Annotated in this window: 25 protein-coding genes; 20 read left to right on the plus strand and 5 right to left on the minus strand. The window is 29.9% G+C overall.

The window, feature by feature from the left end:
• Positions 1-38 precede the first annotated feature (38 nt).
• From G9F72_RS14095 to G9F72_RS14170, 17 genes are all read left to right on the plus strand, one after another.
• Positions 39-821, plus strand: a complete 783-nt coding sequence (locus tag G9F72_RS14095; protein ID WP_164955290.1) for a GNAT family N-acetyltransferase — start codon at positions 39-41, stop codon at positions 819-821.
• 75 nt (positions 822-896) lie between these two features.
• Positions 897-1,781: a TIM barrel protein gene (locus G9F72_RS14100; protein WP_164955291.1), complete on the plus strand. Its 885-nt coding sequence runs from the start codon at positions 897-899 to the stop codon at positions 1,779-1,781.
• A gap of 108 nt (positions 1,782-1,889) precedes the next feature.
• Entirely contained in the window at positions 1,890-2,450 is a 561-nt protein-coding gene (locus G9F72_RS14105; RefSeq protein WP_164955292.1) for a chloramphenicol phosphotransferase CPT family protein, read from the plus strand.
• Between the two features lie 111 nt (positions 2,451-2,561).
• On the plus strand, positions 2,562-3,131 hold the full coding sequence (locus G9F72_RS14110; protein WP_164955293.1) for a histidine phosphatase family protein: 570 nt from the start codon (positions 2,562-2,564) through the stop codon (positions 3,129-3,131).
• Between the two features lie 68 nt (positions 3,132-3,199).
• Positions 3,200-4,252 (plus strand): serine hydrolase domain-containing protein, encoded by a 1,053-nt coding sequence (locus tag G9F72_RS14115; RefSeq protein ID WP_164955294.1) that lies wholly within the window; start codon positions 3,200-3,202, stop codon positions 4,250-4,252.
• 31 nt (positions 4,253-4,283) lie between these two features.
• Entirely contained in the window at positions 4,284-4,937 is a 654-nt protein-coding gene (locus tag G9F72_RS14120) for a nucleotidyltransferase domain-containing protein (protein ID WP_164955295.1), read from the plus strand.
• A gap of 25 nt (positions 4,938-4,962) precedes the next feature.
• The gene (locus G9F72_RS14125) at positions 4,963-6,657 is read left to right on the plus strand and encodes a M3 family oligoendopeptidase (RefSeq protein WP_164955296.1); all 1,695 of its coding nucleotides are present in this window, start codon (positions 4,963-4,965) and stop codon (positions 6,655-6,657) included.
• A gap of 49 nt (positions 6,658-6,706) precedes the next feature.
• On the plus strand, positions 6,707-7,582 hold the full coding sequence (locus G9F72_RS14130; protein ID WP_164955297.1) for a GNAT family N-acetyltransferase: 876 nt from the start codon (positions 6,707-6,709) through the stop codon (positions 7,580-7,582).
• A 12-nt stretch (positions 7,583-7,594) separates the two neighbouring features.
• Positions 7,595-7,702, plus strand: a complete 108-nt coding sequence (locus tag G9F72_RS27635; RefSeq protein ID WP_411955956.1) for a hypothetical protein — start codon at positions 7,595-7,597, stop codon at positions 7,700-7,702.
• A 184-nt stretch (positions 7,703-7,886) separates the two neighbouring features.
• Positions 7,887-8,744: an aminoglycoside 6-adenylyltransferase gene (locus G9F72_RS14135; protein WP_164956041.1), complete on the plus strand. Its 858-nt coding sequence runs from the start codon at positions 7,887-7,889 to the stop codon at positions 8,742-8,744.
• Between the two features lie 76 nt (positions 8,745-8,820).
• Entirely contained in the window at positions 8,821-9,666 is an 846-nt protein-coding gene (locus G9F72_RS14140; RefSeq protein WP_164955298.1) for a class I SAM-dependent methyltransferase, read from the plus strand.
• 75 nt (positions 9,667-9,741) lie between these two features.
• A complete protein-coding gene (locus G9F72_RS14145; RefSeq protein WP_164955299.1) occupies positions 9,742-10,512 on the plus strand; it encodes an endonuclease/exonuclease/phosphatase family protein in 771 nt (256 codons plus the stop codon).
• A gap of 70 nt (positions 10,513-10,582) precedes the next feature.
• Positions 10,583-11,131 carry a GNAT family N-acetyltransferase gene (locus tag G9F72_RS14150; protein WP_164955300.1) on the plus strand — a complete coding sequence of 183 codons (549 nt, stop codon included), beginning with the start codon at positions 10,583-10,585 and terminating at the stop codon, positions 11,129-11,131.
• Positions 11,132-11,239: 108 nt separating this feature from the next.
• A complete protein-coding gene (locus G9F72_RS14155; RefSeq protein ID WP_318010981.1) occupies positions 11,240-12,583 on the plus strand; it encodes a sodium:solute symporter family protein in 1,344 nt (447 codons plus the stop codon).
• Positions 12,584-12,603: 20 nt separating this feature from the next.
• The gene (locus G9F72_RS14160; protein ID WP_164955301.1) at positions 12,604-12,816 is read left to right on the plus strand and encodes a hypothetical protein; all 213 of its coding nucleotides are present in this window, start codon (positions 12,604-12,606) and stop codon (positions 12,814-12,816) included.
• Positions 12,817-13,004: 188 nt separating this feature from the next.
• Positions 13,005-13,271, plus strand: a complete 267-nt coding sequence (locus G9F72_RS14165) for a DUF3795 domain-containing protein (protein ID WP_164955302.1) — start codon at positions 13,005-13,007, stop codon at positions 13,269-13,271.
• Between the two features lie 40 nt (positions 13,272-13,311).
• A complete protein-coding gene (locus G9F72_RS14170) occupies positions 13,312-13,644 on the plus strand; it encodes an MGMT family protein (protein ID WP_164955303.1) in 333 nt (110 codons plus the stop codon).
• Positions 13,645-13,750: 106 nt separating this feature from the next.
• Here the strand turns inward: G9F72_RS14170 and G9F72_RS14175 are convergent, their stop codons facing one another.
• Positions 13,751-13,957, minus strand: coding sequence for a DUF378 domain-containing protein (locus tag G9F72_RS14175; RefSeq protein ID WP_164955304.1), 207 nt, complete (start codon positions 13,955-13,957; stop codon positions 13,751-13,753).
• Positions 13,958-14,204: 247 nt separating this feature from the next.
• Here G9F72_RS14175 and purB point away from each other — a divergent pair, with 247 nt between their 5' ends.
• Together purB and G9F72_RS14185 are read left to right on the plus strand one after the other, a co-directional pair.
• On the plus strand, positions 14,205-15,635 hold the full coding sequence (gene purB, locus G9F72_RS14180) for an adenylosuccinate lyase (protein WP_164955305.1): 1,431 nt from the start codon (positions 14,205-14,207) through the stop codon (positions 15,633-15,635).
• Between the two features lie 269 nt (positions 15,636-15,904).
• Positions 15,905-16,903 carry a tyrosine recombinase XerC gene (locus G9F72_RS14185; RefSeq protein ID WP_164955306.1) on the plus strand — a complete coding sequence of 333 codons (999 nt, stop codon included), beginning with the start codon at positions 15,905-15,907 and terminating at the stop codon, positions 16,901-16,903.
• Between the two features lie 118 nt (positions 16,904-17,021).
• On the opposite strand, the gene G9F72_RS14190 is transcribed toward G9F72_RS14185, so the two are convergent.
• Entirely contained in the window at positions 17,022-17,507 is a 486-nt protein-coding gene (locus G9F72_RS14190) for a hypothetical protein (protein WP_164955307.1), read from the minus strand.
• 229 nt (positions 17,508-17,736) lie between these two features.
• Here G9F72_RS14190 and lexA point away from each other — a divergent pair, with 229 nt between their 5' ends.
• Entirely contained in the window at positions 17,737-18,345 is a 609-nt protein-coding gene (gene lexA / locus G9F72_RS14195) for a transcriptional repressor LexA (protein ID WP_164955308.1), read from the plus strand.
• Between the two features lie 108 nt (positions 18,346-18,453).
• Here the strand turns inward: lexA and G9F72_RS14200 are convergent, their stop codons facing one another.
• The 3 genes from G9F72_RS14200 to G9F72_RS14210 form a co-directional block, all read right to left on the minus strand.
• Positions 18,454-19,734, minus strand: coding sequence for an aminotransferase class I/II-fold pyridoxal phosphate-dependent enzyme (locus tag G9F72_RS14200; protein WP_164955309.1), 1,281 nt, complete (start codon positions 19,732-19,734; stop codon positions 18,454-18,456).
• A gap of 524 nt (positions 19,735-20,258) precedes the next feature.
• Positions 20,259-21,080 (minus strand): FtsX-like permease family protein, encoded by an 822-nt coding sequence (locus tag G9F72_RS14205; RefSeq protein ID WP_164955310.1) that lies wholly within the window; start codon positions 21,078-21,080, stop codon positions 20,259-20,261.
• 439 nt (positions 21,081-21,519) lie between these two features.
• Entirely contained in the window at positions 21,520-22,038 is a 519-nt protein-coding gene (locus G9F72_RS14210; RefSeq protein WP_164955311.1) for an HTH domain-containing protein, read from the minus strand.
• Between the last annotated feature and the right edge of the window lie 219 nt (positions 22,039-22,257).

The following is a 22,257-nucleotide window of genomic DNA, read 5'->3' on the forward strand; positions in this document are numbered from 1 at the left end:
GAGTAGATAGTGATGTTAATAATGAAAGGAAGGAATATATGTTAGCAGTAAAATTGGTTGAATCAATAAAAAAAATTGATGAGCTAAGAGGAAAATATATAAATGACTTATCATATTCACAAGAATTCTATATAGAAGATATGGTTAGAAAGTCTAGTTGTTATCAAATTTATTTGAATAATAATTTAGTAGGATATTTTTTTGTAAATCAAGAAAAAGTGCTAGTTGAATTTTATTTAGAAAAAAAAGAGATGATGCAATCTCAATATATATTTAAGTTCTTAATAGAAAAACACTATTTTGCTTCCGCAGAGGCTAAATCATTTGATCATTTGTTGATGGCTTTATGTTTAGATTTTAAGAAAAATAGCAGTTGTACAGGATATTTGTTTAGAGATTTTAATAATGTTAATTGTTCTTTGAGTATATATGACAATTTACATTTTGAGATTGCAGAGCAAGAAGATGTGAAAAAAATCACAGAAATCAGTGAAGATTTTTTTCTAGAGTTAGAAAGTAATATCTATAGGCAAGAAGTTTTCACACTGTATTCTAATGATAATTTATTGGGGGCAGGTATATGTCAGAAGATTGTTGGAAGTTTAAGTTATTATGATATAGGAATGGTTGTTTCAAAAGAGCACCAGAATAAAGGTGTAGGTACCTATATTATTTCTAAACTAAAGGAACATTGTATTAGTAAAGATTTAGTGCCTGTATGTGGATGTGATTATTATAATTATGCATCAAAGAAAACACTTGAGAAAGCAGGATTTATAACAAAGCATAGAATAGTAAGATTTGAATTTCAAGATTTATAAAGTTATGTATAAGGGCCTCGGCCTTCGGAAGGATAGACGTATAATACTTACCAGCCATTTCATAAGGGGGATAATATGAAAAGATTTATGATTGGTCAATTTGAAAGATTCGATATTAAAAAGCAGAATAGAGATTTTAGAGAAGATTTTTTTGGAGTTGAAGTTACTCAAATGGAGTCACTTGGTGAATTGCAAATATTGAAAGAGAATATTAATAATAGAAATTTAAAAATAGGCATTCATTTTCCACTGTTAAAAGATCAATGGAGAGCTAGAGATCCTCAATATCTATCTAAAGATAATAAGACTTATGAAGAATCAATAAACTACATGAACAGTGAGTTTGCAAGAGCAGAGGAATTTAATCCGGATTATATTTTGCTTCATTACCCAAAGCCTGTTATTTTAGATGAAAATGTTGATTGGTCATCCTGGAGATTCTATGATGATACTGAACATTATTATGAATCAGAGATATCATATAAGTATTTTGAAGAGAGAAGTAGAGTTTTTTTCAAAATATTATCTGAGCAAGGTAAAAAATATAATTTTATCCCAGTTTTAGAATTGGATGGATTGAATAGATATGTATATGGAACAAATTTGCTTGAAGGTTTATTAGATGAATACTCAAATATAAAATTATGCCTTGATTTTGGTAGAATACACATACAAGATTGTATTGATGATAATTTTAGAGGCCAAGATATAATTAGAAAATTTGGAAGATATACACATTTGGTACACTTGTGGAATGCTAAGGTTGATTCAAATGGGCATTACCCGGCGCTTAAATCTCTGAAGGTAGAAGATGGATGGGGAGATATGGAACCTTACTTTAAGGTTATGAATGAGGAGAATGATAATTATAAGGTGTTATTTGAACATAAGTCTGACTTAATAAGTGATATAGAGCTTGAAGATTGTTATCAGTGGATTGGTGGGCTTGTTAATATGTAGTCTGCAGGTCTTGTGACATAAGATGTACAAAACTAATAACTACTAAAGAATACAGGGATGCAATTTGTACAATTACATTGGGGGACAAATAGAAAGTAGAGGTTTAAAATGGAAAAAGGAAAAATCATATTTTTAAATGGCACATCAAGTTCTGGAAAAAGTTCATTAGCAATAAAAATACAAGAAGTTTCAGCGGAGAAGTTTTATCATGTCCAACTTGATACATTCTGCGATATGTTACATGAAAAATACTTTGATAATGACTCTGCGAATACTGAAAACTTAGTTGCCGCTATAATGCATAATTTTGTTTTGGCTTTATGTAAAAATGGAGAAAATGTAATAGTTGATACAGTTATTGAAAATCATCATGAAAATTGGTTAAAAGAATGTGTAGAATTATTATATGATATGCCTGTTACGTTTGTAAAAGTAAATTGTCCTTTACATGAACTTGAAAGGAGAGAATTAGAACGTGGAGATAGGAACATAGGACAGGCAAAAGGACAATTAAGCAATATGAATTTTAATGATATTTATGATTTAGAGGTAAATACATATGAAAATTCAACTGAAGAATGTGTAAGAATTATTAAAAATGAAATGAAATTAGAGAATGAACAAAATGCATTTATAAAAATATATGAAAAATATCGGAAACATTCCTAAAAAGATAATGTAAAGAACTATAAGCACAAAATTAGAGAAGGCTAAGGAACATTAATAATTCTAATTTTATATTTTCTTATATTACTTAGAGTAAAGAGGGGGGGAAGTACAGTGACAAAACTTATACTCATACGACATGGGGAACCTGACTATAGTTTAGTAACAGAGCGAAATTTCAAGGGCCATGGTATAGATTTGGCTCAGCTTACGCCTATAGGAATAGAACAAGCAATGGCTGCTTCTAAAGATAAAAGATTAGAGGGAGCAAGCATTATTGTATCCTCACCGTATACAAGAGCATTACAGACGGCAGCAATCATTTCTAAAGAAAGGTCACTTGATATAAGTATTGAGGTTGACATTCATGAGTGGGTACCAGATTTAACATTTAACAATATATCTAATGAGGAAGTTAAAATTGCCAGTGAGGAATGCACTTGTTGTAGAGGTGAATATGCTGATGACGATACAAAAAAATGGGAAAAAATTAGTGTAGTTGCAAGTAGATCTTTTAAAGGTTTAGAAAAGTATTTAAACTATGAAAAAATAATTGTGGTAACCCATGGTATCGTAATGAGACAGTTTAAATATCATAACGACATTCCATATTGTGGAATCATTGAAGTTGATTTTTATAAAGATTTTAAGTGGTGTGGATGGGTTGAAAATATTGATAAATAAAAAATTGTATGGAAGATTCAAAAGGAGAAGCATTGCAGCAAATTAGATTTATTGGGGAGGGAAATTAAATGAGTAAAATCAAAGAATTATTAGATGATTATATCAAGAGAGAAGGATTAGCACCTGGTATATCATTGGCATTGATAAAGGATGGAGAGTGCATTTATAAAAAGTCACATGGACTTGGAAACTTAGAAAATAAAATCGAAATCACTTGTAAAACAGCTTTTTATCTAGCTTCACTTTCAAAGAGTTTTACTGCTGCAGGGATAATGCTGTTACATGAAAAAGGAAAGTTAGATTTGTCAGATAAGATTCGAAAATATTTTACTGAATTGCCAGATTACTGTGAAGATATAAAAATTATAAACTTAGTTAAGCATACATCAGGTTTAAAGGACTATTTTAATAGTTATTTTGAAAACAAACAAAATATAAATCAAATAACTAATAGGGATGTTTACAATTTTATATTGAAAGAAACTTCACTAAACTTTCCTGTTGGAGATAAAGTTGAATATTCAAATAGTGGATATGTTTTATTAGCTTTGTTAATAGAAAAAATCAGTGGTAAGTCTTTTTCAGATTTCTTAAAAGAAAACTTTTTTCTACCATTAGGCATGAAAAACACCTATGTTTTTACTGAGAATAAACCACTAATCCCAAATAGAGCCTACGGTTATGAGCAGATAGAGGATAAATATTACTGCTATGATTATTATGTATTAACAACAGGTGATGGAGGAATATATTCTTGCATGGATGATTTAATATTATGGGTGCAAGCTTTTGATAATGAAAATATTTTCACGAAAGAAACAATAGAAACAATGTTTTTAAGAGAGAAGCTTAATAATGGCGCACCATGTATATATGGATTTGGTTGGTTTACCTTAGAGAAGGATAATAAAAAAGTAGTGTTTCATGCAGGCCAGCTAGGTGGATTTACCAACATCATGATAAAATTGCCTGAGGAGAATTTTTCAATAATAATTTTAACAAATTATTTCAGAGACTCATTCCAGAAAGTTTTTAAAACTGTTCATGAGTGTGCAACAGAAACAAATGCTGAATATTGCAATGATAACGGTTATCGGGGTTCAACTAACAATGCATTATAATTTATCTATTCCGGCTTAGGGGGAGTTTCATATGAATTATCCATCATTAAATCATAAAAATTATATAGAATCTGTTTATAAGTTCTGTGAGAAAAATCAGATTTCAATGATATTGAAAGGTTCTTTAGCAAAGGGTGTAGCAACAAAATACTCTGATATTGATTTGATAATTTTGGGGAATATTACAAGGAATGAAGTTGATGAAATAATTACTCTTTATGACAGACCTATAATGACTAATTTTACAGAAAACCCTAAAGGAATATTAATTTTGGTCTATCCAGATAATATCTCCGTGGATTTAGATATAAGGGATACAATATCGCAAGAAGATTTGATAAACAGCAAAGTTCTTTTAAAATACGATAAAAACTATATAGTTAGTGTCGAACCAGTTATTAGAAGAAGAGTCACATCAGATTATATGCCCAATAGACCTATTTGGTATAGGATATTAAGATTACTACATAAAGGGATTATTAAGTATCTATCTAATAAAACTGATAGAGCATATAATTTTTTATCAGAAATTAAAGATAATCTTGACGCTTTAAATATTAATAATTTGAAATTTAATGGCAGCTTTGAAGATGATATACAATGCATCTTTAATGAATTTTGCAAAAGGTTCGAAGTTGATTCGCAGATAAAGGTTTTATTCAATAATCTTTTTAAAGAATTTTAAAATACAGATATGGGGGGCATAAGCTATGAACTTTGAACAAATTATTTACAAAAGACCCAATATTGAGAGATTTGAAGAGCAAATGGACGAATACTTAAAAGAGTTTATATTAGCGAAATCTTTTAATGAACAAGCTAAAATAATTGAAAGTATTAATGTTTTAAGAAACGAATTATTAACAGGTATAACTGTGGCTGATACCAGGTATATGATTAATATAAATGATGAAGAATATAAAGAAGAACAAGAACACATACAAAAAATATGGATGGGTTATCAAGGGATAGTATCAAAATATTATAAAGTTCTTATAGAATCAAAATACAAAGCAGATTTAGAAAATGTGTATGGTAAAAAGCTTTTTAATATTGCAGCAGTAGCAAATAAAACTTTTAGTACTGAAATAATAGAAGACTTAAGTGAAGAACAAAAATTAGAAAATGAATATATTAAGGTGATTTCATCAGCAAGAATTAGTTTTAACAATCAGGAACTAAACTTAGATGAAATAGAGGCATATTTATCATTTAAAGATAGAGACATGAGAAAAAGTGCAAGCGAAGAGGAATTCAAGTTTATGAAAAGTCGTGAGACTGATTTAGATAATATTTTTGATTCCTTAGTTAGGGTTAGAACTCAAATAGCAAAGAAACTAGGATACAAGAATTTTATAGAACTTGGCTATGCAAGACTAGAAAGAACTGATTATAACGAAGATATCATAAAACAATTTAGAGAAAATATAGTAAAATACATAGTTCCTATATCTATGAATTTATTGGAGAGACAGCGAAAAAGGTTAAAACTTGATTCACTTAAGCATTATGATGAGCCTTTTAAATATAATTGTGAAAATGTGATACCGAAAGGAAATGCTGAGTGGATTAAAGAGAAATCAGGCAAGATACTGCAGGAGTTATCTAAGGATGCCAAAAGCTTATTTGATTACTTAGATAGTAATAAATATATGGATTTAATTACTAATAAAAATAAGGCTAGTGGTGCATATACCACATTTTTAAGCTCTCCTAGAATACCATATATTTTTGCGAACTTAAACGGAACACAGAACGATATTAGGATATTAATGCATGAATTTGGCCATGCCTTTCAAATGTATAAAGGTATTAGAAATGATATACCAGAATACCTTATACCAACAAAGGAAGCCGCTGAAATTCATTCCATGACTATGGAGTATTTAACATTACCATGGATGGATATAATTTTTGGAGAAGATGCAGATAAATGTAGGTTTGCTTTTTTAGAGGAAGCAATACTCGCTATGCCACGTAGAGCTTGTGTTGATGAGTTTCAACATATTGTATATTTAAACCCTAATATGATAATTGAAGAAAGAAAAAAAATGTGGAGAGATCTAGAGAAGAAATACTTTCCATTAAAAGACTATGACAGTAATTCTTATTTAGAAGAAGGCAACGCATGGCATTTGCAAATACAAATTTTCAGACGTCCTTTTTATTCAATTAATTATAATCTAGCTCAGCTATGCGCAATACAGTTATTTAATAGAGCAGAAGAAGATAGAACTAAAGCATGGGAGGAATACGTGCAGTTATGTGAACTTGGAGGAAGTAAGTCATTTGTTGAATTAATTGAAAGCTGCAATATTATATCTCCATTTGAAGAGGCGTCATTTATAAATGCATGCAAGGTTGTTGAAAAACATGTGAATAAAATAGATGATTTGAATTTTTGATTAAAGTAGTTAAACTAAATTTAATACTAAAGCAAAGGGGGGATAAATTATGAGCAATTATATAATGATAAGTAATTATATGAATGAAGATAAGTATAGAATAAGCTTTAATAAATTAGCAATGAATACTTTTAAAATTGATTTTGAGAGTTGGTACCAAAAGAATCTTTATTATAATAGGTATCTTTGTTTCTCCTATATTTATGAAGATGAGGTAGTTGCTAACGTATCCATAAATAAGATGAATTTACTTATAGAAGGACAAAAGAAAAAAGCCTTGCAGTTAGGGACTGTGATGACACATCTTAACCATAGAAACAAAGGATTATCTGCATCACTTATTAAATATATTATAGATAAATATGAAAGTGAGTACGATATTATTTATCTTTTTGCTAATGATAGTGTTTTAAACTTTTACCCAAAGTTTGGATTTAAGAAAGTTATTGAATGTGCTTATGAACTAGATACAAATCAGGTAAATAGAAAAGAAAGCTTGATAAAGAGACTTAGAGGCGATGATAAAAATGATTACAAAACCATATTAAGAATTGCAAAAGATAGACAACCTGTTTGTCAAAAGTTTGGAGTCATCAATGATATTTGGCCTTTACATATTTACTGTATGTATGAATATAAAGATGATATATACTACTTAGAAGATGAAGATGCTATAGTAATTACAAGAAGGGAAGATGGATGTTTACATCTATATGATGTATTAAGTCTAAAACCTATTGATTTAGATAGTATTGTAGAAAAAATTGTAATACCGAATGATAAAAAAATTGAATTTCATTTTGTACCTGAAATTAATAAATATGCCGTGTTAAAAACTTTTAAGGAAAGAGAAGATGAAACATTTGTAATAACTAAAAATACTTCCTTTAATGAAGCATTATTTCCAATGACTTCTCACACATAATAATGAAGGAGGATAACCCTTTGGGTACTTGAAGATAATGCACGTGCAAGGAAGTTTTATGAAAGAATGGGTTTCATACATGATGGTGCAACACGAATTATTAATGTTGGAAAAAGTTAAAGGATTTACAATATATAAAATGCGTATAAAAGGTTCTATTAACTCTGCAATAAAAGAATAAATATAGATAATAAAAAAGAAACAAATTTTTATGAACTTAAAGAGATGTATGATGCAATTTTGTATATAAAGGATAGTAATAATACCAATTTACTTATATTCTAGCGGGAGGGGGATTATGTATATGAGACAAGAAAATGAGGTAATAGAACAAATATTAGATTTTGCACATAGTGAAGATAGAGTAAGGGCTGTTATGCTTAATGGTTCAAGGCTAAATTCCAAAGCACCTAAAGATATTATGCAAGATTATGATGTGGTGTTTTTTATAAGAAGTTTGGAAGATTCAAGTTATAAAACAAACAGAGAGTGGATTAGTAGATTTGGTGAACTAGTTATTTTGCAACAAAACGATTTTGAAAATGGTTCATATATTTTTCTAATGCAATTCAAAGATGGAATTAGAATAGACCTTAGATTTGAAAACATCGATAGAATAGCTACTGAAGCTAGAAAAGATACACTAAGTAAAATACTACTTGATAAAGAAAATAGGAGAATTGAATTACCTTTACCAAATGATAGTATACACTATGTACAAAAACCAACTGAAAGTGAGTTTAATAGTGTACTCAATAATGCATGGTGGATTCAAACTTATGTAGCAAAATCGCTATGGAGAGATGAATTGCCTTTTGCTAAATATACTTTTGATGTTATTCTGATAGATTGTATACAAAAGCTTTTATCATGGTATATTGGCGAAGAATATAATTGGAATATAAATGTAGGGAAATATTGCAAATGGTTCAAAAATCTCTTGTCAGAAGATATGTATAATGAATTTATAACCCTGTATCCAACTGTTAATTATGATGAAATGTGGCAATCACTTTTTCATGCAGGTGAATTCATACAAAAAATAGGTAAAAATTTAGCTGAAAAGCTCCAATTTACTTACCCTATAAAAGATGATATGAATGTTACGAAATATATACAAAAAATTAAAGTATTACCAAGAGAATCAACAGAATTTAAATAAATTTTAAAACAATTTTTAAATTTCATAGACCATTATTTTATTATCATTATTTTAATTGTAAAGGGGGCATAAACCTATGTATAATCCAAAAGAAATTAGTGAGTTTTATAATAATTATGGAGTAAGGGAATGGGAAAGACTTAATTTATCAGCATATGATAGAATTAATTATTACCTACACATGCATTTTTTAAAAGAACATATTGGACAAGGTAAAACTGTATTGGATGCTGGATGTGGAGCAGGAAGATTTAGCATTGAAATAGCCAAATCTGGAAGTAAAGTTACACTTTTAGATATTTCTAGTGAACAATTAAGACTGGCTGAAAGTAAATTAATAGAAGAAAATCTTGAATCTAACCTGGATGATGTTATATTAGCAGATTTAAGAGATTTATCAATGATAGAAGATAATAAATTTGATACCGTAGTATGTTATGGAGCACCATTAAATTATTTACTAGAAAATAAGGAAAAGGCTATTAATGAGCTTGTTAGAGTTACGAAAACTGGAGGCAATATACTTGTTAGTGTTAACAGCAAATGGGGAGTAATAAGAACACAATTGGGGAGAGAAGATTTTGATTATACATCTTTCTTTGGAAATCCCGATTATTGGTTTATAGATCAAGTAGTTAATACAGGAGATTTACCAAAGCATGAAATGGTAAATCATCCTCCAAGACATTTCTTTTATGCACAGGAGCTTGAGGACTTATTAAAGGCTGCAGGAGTAGGAAATATAATTTTAGGGGGAAGCCCATGTATAACTAGTGGATTTAGAAAAGCTACTGAGATGTTAGAAAAAGATGAAACCGCGTGGAAGACTATATTAAGATTAGAGGAAAAAGCATATTGTACAAGAACAATGGTTGATAATGGGGAGTTTTTATTGGCTAAAGGTGTAAAAAAGTGTAAATAGAGATAAGAAAAGCATAACAATAATGGGCTATTTGACAATCATCACGGAATGCTCAGTGGAAAGACGAGGGATAATATGAAAATATCAACCTACAACATATGGAACAATGATAAGGATTTTAACTCTAGGTTAGAACTGTTAATAAAAGTTATTATAGAGTTTAAGTTAGATATAATAGCTCTTCAGGAAGTCAGAAGTGAAGAGGCTGTCAAATTTATTGCTTCAAAAAGTAGCTTAAAACATTATTGTTGGCAAGCGTATCCAGATTGTGAAGAAGGATTAGCCATCATTTCTAAATACCCAATAACGTTTAATTGGAATAATTGGAGTAATAACATAGATTTCCATAATAGTGGAGTGATAAATGTATCCATAGAAGTATGTAATAAAAAGATTGGCATTACAAATATTCACTTAGACTATAAAAGGGCATTGAATAGAGAATTTGAGATAGTAAAAATAATAAAAAGAATCGAAGATAATGAAATAAATGATTATGAGTTTATAGTTGGAGATTTTAATACTTATCCAAATTCTTCAGTACATAACTATCTTATTGGTGGTCAGTCATTACTAGGGCATAGCACCTCATTTATTGATTTATATGATAGTTATTCGGTTAGAACAAACTATAATAAAGATGTAACTTTAGATTTTTATAATAATCCTAGATGGGACGATGAGTATGCACTTGATGTCCCTGGAAGATTTGATTGGATATTACTAATGAATCCATATCCTAAAGCATATCCTCATTTAGTAGAATACAGAGTTATAGGGAATGAAAGAGTCAACGAAATAACTCCAAGCGATCATTATGGTGTATTCTGTGAATTGAAGCTATAGTTCAAATGGAAAGGGTAAGTGTCGGTAAACATGAAAGTAAAATCTAAAAAAATCATATAAGGAGAATGCCATGTTAAATATATTCCAAAATCAATTGCCAATTAAAGTATCTGATAAATATTTAATTAGATATATAAGCAATGATGACAAAAAAGATCTTTTTCAAATATATAGTAATAAGAAAATAGCAAAGTATGTTGTACGAAAAACTCACTGTTCTATAAAAGATACAGAGGAGTTTATACAATTAATAAAGCAGCGAATGAAAGAGGGAAATAACATATATCTAGGCATTTGTGAAGAATGTTCTCAAAAACTTATTGGAATTATCAGGTTTCTAGAAAAAGAGGATCCAAGTACTCTATCAATTGGATATGCGCTAAATGAAGACTATTGGGGACGTGGTATAATATATACAGTAGTAAATAATTTAATTGAATTCATTAAGTTAGAGGGAACTTATAAAAGAATGCGTGCAACAGTAAAACCAGAAAATATCAACTCTCAGAAATGCGTGGAAAAGCTAGGTTTTATATTACAGGGTAAATTTAACAAAAGTGAAATTATAGATAATAAGGAAATAGAAACTGTAAGACTCTTATATTATAAGATTATATAATATAAGAGTCTTGGAAGCTTGTTTTCCATAGCTCTATAATTATATTTAAAGGGGATGTAGATAATTCTTATAATTAGTATCATTATTACGTTACTTATAACTGGAATAATTGGTTATTTATCAAAGTCAAAGGTTAAAACATCTAAGGATTTTATATCAGGTGGAAATAAACTTGGAGTCATGGGTGTTACAAGTATGCTTATGGGATCAATAATAGGTGGGGCATCTACTGTAGGAACTGCTCAGATGGCATATAATCGAGGGATTGGAGCAGTATGGTTTATATTTGGACTTTCTATTGCAAGTATAATGTTGGGACTATTTTATTCAAAACAGGTAGATAAAAAATCTACAGAAACAATTCCTCAGATAATAGGAAATACATATGGTAAAAAAGCAAGAACAGCATCAAGTATTTTATTGTCCCTAGGAATGTTTATTCATATTAATGGGCAGATTATAGCCTGTACTGCCTTGTTTACGGTAGTATTTGGTATGAGTATTACTAAAACCGCAGTAATTGTTGTATCTCTGCTTGTAGCCTACGTAGTATTTGGGGGCTTTTGGGGAAGTACAATGGTGGGTGCGGTAAAGACAATTCTTCTATATGGGACAAGTATTATATGTGGCTTATTACTAATATTTAAGTTCAATGGAATTAGAGACATAACTTCTGTATTGCCACAAGAACCTTGGTTTAATTTGTTTAGTGGTGGAGTATCATCGGATTTAGCCTCTGGAATATCTACAATAGTGGGGGTATTATCAACTCAAACTTATTTTCAAGCTATAATGGCAGGAAAGAATTCTAAAACATCAAGAAGAAGTGCTTTTTTAGTAGCATTCTTAGTTTTTCCAATTGGAATTGTATGTACAATGATTGGCATGTATATGAGGATTCATTATCCGAGTATTGCTCCAAGTGAAGCCTTTCCATTGTTTCTTATTAATTATTTAAACCCTGTTTTCGGAGGAGTATGCATCGCAACTGTATTGATTTCATCTATAGCAACAGGCGCAGGCCTCACTTTAGGAATTGCAACTATGTTTGTTAGAGACATTTATAATCAATGTATAAATAAAAATGCAGGAGATAAAAAACAGCTTTATATCTTGAGAGGAACTATTGTTTTTATTGGAATTATGACTTTAATAATAGTAATAAATAATAGTGATTCTATGATACTTAATTGGGGATTCCTTTCTATGATTTTTAGAGCTACGCCAATTTTTATTCCTGTTGTTGTAGCAATATTTTTTAGAGACAAGATAAGAATTGAAGCAGGTATCTATTCTATAATAGCGGGGCCGTTAGCTAGTTTAATATGGATTTTATTAGGCTATGAAAAAATGAATTCAATATATATAGGGTTAACAGTTAGTATTTTGGTACTTCTGGGTATGAGTAAATTTTATAGATTTAAACGAGGTATTGATGGTACATTACAATAAAAATATTGGGGGTGATGTCAATGTGGTCTGATTTAAGTGATATTTGGAAGGAATCCTTTAGCTTAGCTTGGGAATCATTTAACAAGAATACAATTCCAATTGGTGCAGTTATAGTTGATTCACAAGATAATATTATTGCATGGGGAAGGAATAGGATTTATGATGAATCAAGTAAAAATTTCAAATATGTTTGCAAGCCTCTTATGAATACATTAGAAATCATAACAGAATAGAAGAAATATTTGATTCATGGAGAGCCTACTGCAGTGATGGTGTTGATTTAGCAAAGAGGTTATATGAGGATGGATACTTCAAAGATGCACTGTGTATAAATAAGCCTATTAATGAAGTTTATGATGAAATAATTACTTACTATAAAGAAGGCATTTCTGAGCTCTGATAAATATGAGGGGGAATTAAAATGATAGAATCAAGATGTGGTATTGATTGCTCATTATGTGAATATAAAGAATCTACTGGTTGTATGGGTTGTGTTAATATAGAAAAGCCATTTTGGGGAGAAAAATGCCCTGTAAAGTCCTGTTGTGAAAGTAAAGAACTACTGCATTGTGGTGTATGCGAAACTTTCCCCTGTGATTTATTAAATAGTTTTGCATATGACAAGGAACAAGGAGATAATGGTATGAGAATAGAACGATGTAAAAAGTGGGCAAGTCAGTGCAAATAATCCAAATCAGCTTTATAATATTAGTAGGAAGGGGCTTAAAATGGAACCTTTTACAGAACGAGTTGTAGAAATCATAAGAGACATTCCTAAAGGTAAGGTGATGACATACGGTCAAATTGCAGCCCTGGCTGGAAGCCCCAGAGGGGCTAGGCAGGTAGTTAGAGTGCTTCATACCTTAAGTGAAAAATATAAACTACCTTGGCATAGAGTTATAAATTCAAAAGGGGAGATAAGCATAGTGGACTATGAGTCTCGTAATTTACAAAAGGAACTTCTTGAAAGCGAAGGGGTGACATTCACTAAACATAACACTATAAATCTAAATGAATTTCAATCTCATGGACACAATGGCTTTATGGAGTTCGGATTTTAAGCCATAAATACTTAGAATAAAGCAATCAAAAATACTCCATAATAATTTATGGAGTATTTTTTCTATAAATATTATGCTAATACAGATAATATTATAAAAGTAGAAGCTAAATTTTTTTATTCCTATATATGAAAACAATAATATTTACAGCAGATAATCCTACTAAAATATATATTGCTCTAGCAAGGAATGGAACAGATCCAAAGATAAAACTAACTAAATTGAAATTCAATAATCCTAAAAGTCCCCAGTTTAATGCACCCACCAATACAAATATAAATGAAAGTTTGTCCATCATATTAAGTTTATACATAATTCCCCCCAAACTATTATAATTGTTATACTTGTTTAAATTATATTAGAAATATTTTATTTTAGAACTATTTAATTATTTCTTTAAAACGTATATAATATCAAGGTGGATAAATTTATGTACTAAAAAATATTTCGGAATGTACAAATGAAATATACGAACATTTTCATTACTATTAGCAATATTGTATGTTATAATATGAATGAAATTTGTTTTATAATTTAATACGTACGTATGGAGGCAAAATATGAGAAATTCTTATAATACACCGTTAAACAGTAGATATGCATCAAAAGAGATGAGTTATTTATTTTCAGATGACATGAAATTTAAAACTTGGAGAAAGCTTTGGGTTGCATTAGCTGAGGGTGAAAGGTTACTAGGCATTAATATTACGCAGGCTCAAGTTGAAGAACTTAGGTCTTTTGTGGATGACATTAATTATGAAGTAGCGGAAGAAAAGGAAAAAGAAATAAGACACGATGTAATGAGCCATGTATATGCATATGGGGTTCAATGTCCGAGTGCTAAGGGAATTATTCATCTAGGAGCTACAAGCTGCTATGTGGGCGATAACACTGATTTAATTGTAATGAAAAAAGCATTATTATTAATTAAAAAGAAACTAATTAATGTAATAAGTAAATCCTCGACATTTGCAACAAAGTATAAAGATGTGCCTACTTTGGGTTTTACTCATTTACAACCAGCTCAATTAACTACTGTAGGTAAAAGAGCAACTCTTTGGATTCAAGAATTAATAATGGACCTGGAAAATTTGGAATTTGTAATAGATAAAATTAAACTGCTAGGAGTCAAAGGAACAACAGGAACACAGGCAAGTTTTATGAATTTATTTGAAAATGATGAGAAGAAAGTAAAAGACTTAGATAAATATGTAGCAAATAAAATGGGTTTTGAAAATACGTACCCAGTAACTGGTCAAACCTATTCTAGAAAAGTAGATTCTATAATATTAAATACACTTTCAGAAATAGCTCAAAGCGCTTATAAATTTAGTAATGATTTAAGATTACTTCAAAGTATGAAAGAAGTAGAAGAGCCTTTTGAAAAGAGTCAAATTGGATCCTCTGCAATGGCATACAAAAGAAATCCTATGCGTTCTGAGAGAATTAGTTCACTCGCAAGATATATTATAATTGATGCATTAAACCCAGCTATAACAGCTTCAACACAATGGTTTGAAAGAACGTTAGATGATTCAGCTAATAAGAGAATATCAGTAGCTGAGGCATTCCTCGCCCTTGATGGAGTACTAAATCTATATATGAATATAGCAGGAAATATGGTAGTATATGAAAAAGTAATTACTGCTCATGTAAACAGTGAGCTTCCATTTATGGCTACAGAAAATATTCTTATGGAAGCAGTTAAGAGGGGCGGGGACAGACAAGAGCTACATGAAAGCATTAGAGTTCATTCTATGGCTGCAGCAAGGCGTGTTAAAGAAGAAGGCTTAAATAATGATCTTATAGAAAGAATTATAAAGGATGATAGCTTTAAGATGTCAAAAGAAGAGATTCTAGCAGTAATTGACCCAATTAAATTTATAGGTAGAGCTCCAAGTCAAGTTGTGGACTTTATTGAGGAATATGTAAATCCAATATTAGAAGCGAACAAAGACGCTTTAGGTGTAGAAACTTCTATAAACGTATAATCATAGATATCAGTAAGAGGTACATTTAAAAAGAAGCCAAATTAGGCTATAAGAAGCTATCAGTAATTAAAACTGGTAGCTTCTTAATGTTAGTCATAATTTTAACTGAAAAAATATAGATTATGTTGTAAATTAAATAAATTTATAATTAAGAAAAAAAATAAATTAAATTACTTTTGAAAAAAAGAAGGATTTTGACCCCCTCTTGTAGAATAATAATGTCGTGAAATGTAAGTTTCACGACATTATTACGTTTTTTGGAGGTACCTATGAAATCTGATATAAATAATATTTATAACAATGAATTGCCCCAGTTTCTAAATGATTATTTTAATTATTTAGCTACTATTAAAGGCTCTTCTCTAGCTACTATTGTTGCATACACTGCAGACTTATCATTATTACTAAAGTTTTTGAAAATGTATAAAGGTTTAGTACCCGCAGATAAAGCCTTGCACATTGAGGAAATTAGTATTAATGACCTAACTCTAGATACTTTAAAAACCCTTACACTGCAGGACTTATATGCCTTCGTATCCTATCTTGGAAAGTCTAGGGCTAATGGGAACTATGCGAAAGCAAGAAAAATTGCTGCTATAAAGTCCCTATTCAAATATTTAACCACTAAAGCCAAAGTGCTAAATATAGACCCCACAATAGATCTGGAGTCACCCAAATTAGGCAAGCGAAGCCCCGTTTTCTTAACCTTAGATGAAAGCAAGTCTCTACTAGATGCTACAACATCTAGAGATAGGCATTCTATCAGAGATCATAGTATGATTACACTATTTTTGAATTGTGGTCTCAGACTATCGGAGCTTTGTAGTATAAATATCTCTGATATGAAAAGTGATACCTTATCTATTATTGGAAAAGGAAATAAAGAACGAACCATATATTTAAACAAAGCTTCATTGAAGGCAATTTACGAGTATTTACCTGTTAGAAATGCAGACAATGAAAAAATTCATGTTGAAGATAAAGATGCCCTTTTTATCAGTGGAAAATATGGAAGAATTAACAAGAGAACTGTAGAAAGAATTGTAAAAAAACATATAGGAAATGCAGGCCTTAATAAAGATAAATATACGCCTCATAAATTAAGGCATACTTCAGCCACTCTTATGTATAAGTATGGCAACGTTGATATTAGAAGTCTTCAAGAAATTTTAGGTCATGAAAATATATCTACTACACAAATATATACTCACGTAGATAATGATAAATTAAGAAATGCAGTTAAATCAAACCCACTTTCTGATGAATAAAAAAAAATATATATTACTAGAATTGTTAAAATGGCCCCCACTTTCTCAAAATTGGGGACCATTTTAAAAGTAATTTTATGTAGTATATACTTTAGATTCTATTAAAGGATTAAAATTATTATTTTTTTAGTCTTATAAGCCCAGGAAACTCCTCATGAAGTAATTCTGAGTTATCCTCTTCATTTTCAAGGAGATCTTTTACCCCTTCTATATCATCTATATATTCCCAAACTTCATCATTTTCAGGTATATACTCATCTTTATCTAGATTAGAGTGTTCTTTCTCTGCTAAAAATGAATCATATTCTTCAGATTTTATTAGCTCCTCTGAATTTGTTAGTTTATCAATTTCATTTTCACTATTACTTTTTTCTGCTTCGGATAAATCAATTTCATTTTTATCATAAAAATCATCTTCTAGCTCATCTTCTAGCTCCTCAGCCTCAAAGACTTCATCAATTTTTATCGCTTTAACATCGTAGCCTTCGAGTTCTAAACATTTCCCGCAATTTTTACACTTTTTCTTGGAATTTAATTCGCAGACTTCACATTCCCCGCAATTATCACAAATTTTCCTATCATTAAATATACAATTTTTAGACATACAACACCACGCTCCATTTGTTTAAGATACTTCATAATAGACAATTATAACAAATAAGGCCTCATTAATCAAATAAAAAGCTCATCTGGGTGAATAAATTCTATCTGTATTGCATTAATTGTATTCAATTACACACTAATACATCTTTCCTCAAAGCCGAACATAAGTTTGATTATTTTACATATATATGGTATAATTTTAATACGAATGAGAAATGAGAGGTGTTTCTATGTTAACTCAAAAAAAAGATAAACAAGGTGAAATATATAACTACATAAAGGATCAAGTTCAATTAAAAGGATATCCACCTTCAGTAAGAGAAATATGTGAGGCTGTAGGATTAAAATCTACATCAACTGTTCATGGACATTTAGAAAGATTAGAGAAAAAAGGATATATTCGTAGGGACCCAACCAAACCTCGCGCAATTGAATTATTAAAGGATTGTGTCATTAGAAAAGAACTAATAGATATCCCTATTATAGGAAAAATCACAGCTGGAATACCCATTTTGGCAGTTGAAAATATTGAAGACACCTTTACTATTCCATTAAATTTTACTAAAACCAATAATGAATTGTTTATGCTTAAAGTTTCTGGTAGCAGTATGATTGAAGCAGGAATATTAGATGGAGACTTAGCTATAATTGAGAAAATTAATACCTCTAAAAATGGAGACATAGTGGTAGCTCTTATTGATAATGAAGCAACTATTAAACGTTTTTTCAAGGAAAAAGGCCATATAAGACTTCAACCTGAAAATTCGTCTATGTCCCCTATTATAATTGATGACTGTACAATCTTAGGAGTGCTTGTTGGTATTTACAGAAAGTATTAAATCATCACCTGAACCGCTACAATATTATTTAGTATAAAACAAAAACCTGCAATGTTTATAACATTTGCAGGTTTTTGTTTTTCTTTTACTACATATATACTAATACTGTTAAATAACTTTTGAAAGCGCTATTAGTATTCCAATCTTAGCATGATCAAAGGTTAATCCGCCCTGTAAATATGCTATATATGGCTCTCTAATTGGTGCATCTGCAGATAGCTCTATAGATGAGCCCTGAATGAATGCTCCTGCTGCCATTATAACCTGATCTGCATATCCTGGCATATCCCAGGGTTCGCATTGAACAAAAGAATCAATGGGAGAACCCTCTTGTATACCCCTACAGAAATTAATAACCTTTTCCTTATTGTTAAATTTAATAGCCTGAATTATATCACTTCTTTTATCAGTATATTTAGGAAGAACTTCAAAGCCTGCAAGTTCCATAATTCTTGCACAAAAGATAGCGCCCTTCAATGCTTCCATAGTTACATGAGGTGCAAGGAACAATCCTTGAAATAAAGTACGCATCACTCCAAAAGTGGAACCACACTCCCCTCCTATACCAGGTGTTGTTAGTCTATAGGACGCCTGCACTACATATTTTTCTTTACCTGCAATATATCCACCTGTAGGTGCTATTCCACCACCAATATTTTTTATAAGTGAACCAGCAACTAAGTCTGCACCTACATCTGTAGGCTCCTGAACATCAATAAATTCGCCATAACAATTATCTACAAAACAAATAACTTTTGGATTTATAGCTTTAGCAGCTTTTATAATCTCTTCTATTTCACAAATTAATAGTGCATTTCTCCAACCATATCCAGTTGATCTTTGAATATGAATTAGCTTTATTGACTTATCTTCTAGTAGATTCTTTTTCATTAGGTCAATATCAACTTTAGAGTTATTGTTTAATTCTAATTGTTTATATTTTACACCATAATCTTTTAATGAGCCTATATCTTCCTTAACATTTATACCTATTATATTAAGAAGTGTATCATAAGGTGTTCCGCATACAGACATCATGGTATCATTAGGTCTTAGATTACCAAATAAAGCCGCCCCAATTGCATGTGTCCCATTTACGAAATGTGGTCTAACCAATGCACTCTCACAATTAAAAATTCTTGCATATACTTTATCTAATGAATCGCGTCCAATATCTCCATAACCATATCCAGATGAATTTGTAAAATGAGAGTCACTAATTCTTTCGTCTTGCAATGCTGTCAAGACTTTAAGTTGATTAAACTCTCTTATTTCATCAAGAATTTCAAACTCTTTTTGCACATCTTGTATTGCAATATCATAGAGTTCTAGGGTTTTTGAGCTTATTTTATACTTGTTTTGAAGATATGTTTTTGTTATATCTATCATGCTACCAGGTCTCCTTTTGTCATTAATTTATTATATATGTATTTTAAGTTACGCATAAAGCAATTGAAATAAAATTTACTAATCGGTTATATTTTTATTTCAACTGCCTTAGTAATAATAACATATATAATACCAATGTAGAATAGTTTTGTATAGAAATTAACGTAGTAAACCAATGGCATTCCTCGTTATTATTATAACGGACAGATATCTTTATAAAATATGATTTTTAAGATACCTACAATATTCCACACACACACATATAAATTAAGTGTTCATTTTTTAACTTTCATTTATTAGAATAATTGGAAGCTAAAAAAACTCACTATTAAATAGCTATATAATTTTTGCCAAGTTCATAGTATCTGTTTACGCTACACTCCTTAGTAATTATAATTATCTCATTTTTAATGCATTCATTGTAACAACTCAATAATGTTGCAGGCTCATTTTTATTGTATTTCATTTTGCTAAAGTAAGCACTACGCTATTTTCTGAACCGCTTACCACCAATATGCCTTTTTTTAAACTATTAAGAACTTTTTTATAACCAAAATACTTCCTATAGTAGTTAGAATTATTCCAATAAGTATAAAGCTCCATGATATAGTTGTGAATATAAAAGACGGATCTATAAAAATAATGAACATTGTTGCAAAATAAGAATTTACTTGTCTATATACAAAACTATATAAGAAATAAATTGCTATTACTGCGGACACTGCTCCTAAAAATCCAATTATCATTCCCTCAAAAATAAATGTCCATCTAATAAACCAATCTGTTGCACCAAGATATTGCATTATACTAATTTCATTAAGTCGTGGGTATATTGCAAGTTTTATTGTACATTTAATTAAAAAAAATGTTGCTACAACAAGTATAAGGAAAAGTATCACTCCTATCCATTGAATTATTTTAATTATTATCAAAATTTTCGTCGGAAAGTTTTGAGTACCGTTAATTTTATTTATACCTTGTAACCCATTAAGTTGAGAAATTATTTTAGGTATATCATCTGGTGCATTCACTTTAATTATATATGATGATGATAGGGGTGTATTATTTTCAAAAGTAATATAAGTTACAACATTTGCCGCTTCTATTTTTTTACGTATATTTTGCTGATCAGTAATCTTTATATGATCTTTTAAAGTCACCCGTACTTCGAATTGGGAATAAATACCGATAATACCCATTTTAAGATTCAACATGAATAGCACAAATAGTCCTAAAACAAATAATGTTGACATTATTGTAGCAATGGAGGCAATGCTAGTAGTAGCATTGTTTCTAAGATTTTTCGAAGCATCTTTTAAAAGTAAATTTAAGGTGCTAATCCTCATAATTATAACTACTCCTTTCCTTATCTCTTGTTAACATTCCATTTTGGGTGCTTTTACCTTACCCGCCAAAAAGGTATATTAGCATATTGGTGGTTATGAGTTAGGAGCAAAGTAGAAATTATGTTGCATAACAATATCAAATATTAGTATTAAGTAACATTTAATTTATGCTTCTCATATAAAACACCAAAAAACGTTGCTAACTAAGGAAAGTTAAAGTTACACAAATACATTGTGTAACTTTGAAAACACCTAAAATCCATATTAATAATATATTTTGCCCCTAATATACCTTTTTGGCGGGATAGGCAAAACTACCCAAGTTGTTTTTTATTCTTGTTGGTGTGAATAAGAGAAATGCTGGTTCTACCCCTAATATATTAAACCCCGCATCATTAGATATGGGGTTACTTGTGACGACATATAAGAAAGTTGCGAATTAATTATGTAATCTTTTAAATAAATAATGCAAAAATAGACTCGCTACTGCTAACTTATATTTTTTCTCAATGGAAATGGAATGCGTATCATTCATAAAATTTTGAACATCTTCTAACTCAAGTTTCGCATATATTGCTAAGGTTTCATATTTAATTTCAAACTCACTTATTAATACATCTATTACTCCTTTAGTTCTGTCGTCTTCATTTATCATCAATATCCCATCAGATAGCATAAAAATCATGTTTGATAAATATGAAGGGTTCGGAATATTTGAATTATTTATGCTATCTTTATTTTTCTCATTAAAATTCTTTAAGTTAGTAAAAAAATCAAGGAAATTATTTTTTTCATCCATAAAATCTTTTAACCATACATAATCTATTCCAGTTATTTTACTCAAAGATTTCAGTTCAATTTTATAATTTTTAATTAGATTTTGTATATCTTCCCTAATAATACAATCATTCTGATTTATATTTTTACTTACACTTTGTCTTATAATCTTAATCTCCATATATTCCCACCTTAACTTTCATAATATTCTACAAGTTTGACATATCCCCATTATTGTTTAACGGAGAAAAATCTTTATAAAACATGATTTTTCAGATATCTCTGATATTCCCTATACCCACCATGTAAATATTCATTCTTTTAGCTTACCATTATAGACATTGGCTGTCCAGTTTATCTGATTTCTTTAGTAATTCTTATAGTTGTTTATGACGAACTT

It is taken from the genome of Clostridium estertheticum, assembly GCF_011065935.2.
GTDB lineage: Bacteria > Bacillota > Clostridia > Clostridiales > Clostridiaceae > Clostridium_AD > Clostridium_AD estertheticum_A.

Bases quoted from the DNA above. Each gene is read 5' to 3' on its own strand.
- G9F72_RS14095 (WP_164955290.1), top strand. From the start codon at position 39: ATGTTAGCAGTAAAATTGGTTGAATCAATAAAAAAAATTGATGAGCTA.
- G9F72_RS14100 (WP_164955291.1), top strand. From the start codon at position 897: ATGAAAAGATTTATGATTGGTCAATTTGAAAGATTCGATATTAAAAAG.
- G9F72_RS14105 (WP_164955292.1), top strand. From the start codon at position 1,890: ATGGAAAAAGGAAAAATCATATTTTTAAATGGCACATCAAGTTCTGGA.
- G9F72_RS14115 (WP_164955294.1), top strand. From the start codon at position 3,200: ATGAGTAAAATCAAAGAATTATTAGATGATTATATCAAGAGAGAAGGA.
- G9F72_RS14120 (WP_164955295.1), top strand. From the start codon at position 4,284: ATGAATTATCCATCATTAAATCATAAAAATTATATAGAATCTGTTTAT.
- G9F72_RS14125 (WP_164955296.1), top strand. From the start codon at position 4,963: ATGAACTTTGAACAAATTATTTACAAAAGACCCAATATTGAGAGATTT.
- G9F72_RS14130 (WP_164955297.1), top strand. From the start codon at position 6,707: ATGAGCAATTATATAATGATAAGTAATTATATGAATGAAGATAAGTAT.
- G9F72_RS14135 (WP_164956041.1), top strand. From the start codon at position 7,887: ATGAGACAAGAAAATGAGGTAATAGAACAAATATTAGATTTTGCACAT.
- G9F72_RS14140 (WP_164955298.1), top strand. From the start codon at position 8,821: ATGTATAATCCAAAAGAAATTAGTGAGTTTTATAATAATTATGGAGTA.
- G9F72_RS14145 (WP_164955299.1), top strand. From the start codon at position 9,742: ATGAAAATATCAACCTACAACATATGGAACAATGATAAGGATTTTAAC.
- G9F72_RS14150 (WP_164955300.1), top strand. From the start codon at position 10,583: ATGTTAAATATATTCCAAAATCAATTGCCAATTAAAGTATCTGATAAA.
- G9F72_RS14160 (WP_164955301.1), top strand. From the start codon at position 12,604: ATGTGGTCTGATTTAAGTGATATTTGGAAGGAATCCTTTAGCTTAGCT.
- G9F72_RS14165 (WP_164955302.1), top strand. From the start codon at position 13,005: ATGATAGAATCAAGATGTGGTATTGATTGCTCATTATGTGAATATAAA.
- G9F72_RS14170 (WP_164955303.1), top strand. From the start codon at position 13,312: ATGGAACCTTTTACAGAACGAGTTGTAGAAATCATAAGAGACATTCCT.
- G9F72_RS14175 (WP_164955304.1), bottom strand. From the start codon at position 13,957: ATGTATAAACTTAATATGATGGACAAACTTTCATTTATATTTGTATTG.
- purB (WP_164955305.1), top strand. From the start codon at position 14,205: ATGAGAAATTCTTATAATACACCGTTAAACAGTAGATATGCATCAAAA.
- G9F72_RS14185 (WP_164955306.1), top strand. From the start codon at position 15,905: ATGAAATCTGATATAAATAATATTTATAACAATGAATTGCCCCAGTTT.
- G9F72_RS14190 (WP_164955307.1), bottom strand. From the start codon at position 17,507: ATGTCTAAAAATTGTATATTTAATGATAGGAAAATTTGTGATAATTGC.
- lexA (WP_164955308.1), top strand. From the start codon at position 17,737: ATGTTAACTCAAAAAAAAGATAAACAAGGTGAAATATATAACTACATA.
- G9F72_RS14200 (WP_164955309.1), bottom strand. From the start codon at position 19,734: ATGATAGATATAACAAAAACATATCTTCAAAACAAGTATAAAATAAGC.
- G9F72_RS14205 (WP_164955310.1), bottom strand. From the start codon at position 21,080: ATGAGGATTAGCACCTTAAATTTACTTTTAAAAGATGCTTCGAAAAAT.
- G9F72_RS14210 (WP_164955311.1), bottom strand. From the start codon at position 22,038: ATGGAGATTAAGATTATAAGACAAAGTGTAAGTAAAAATATAAATCAG.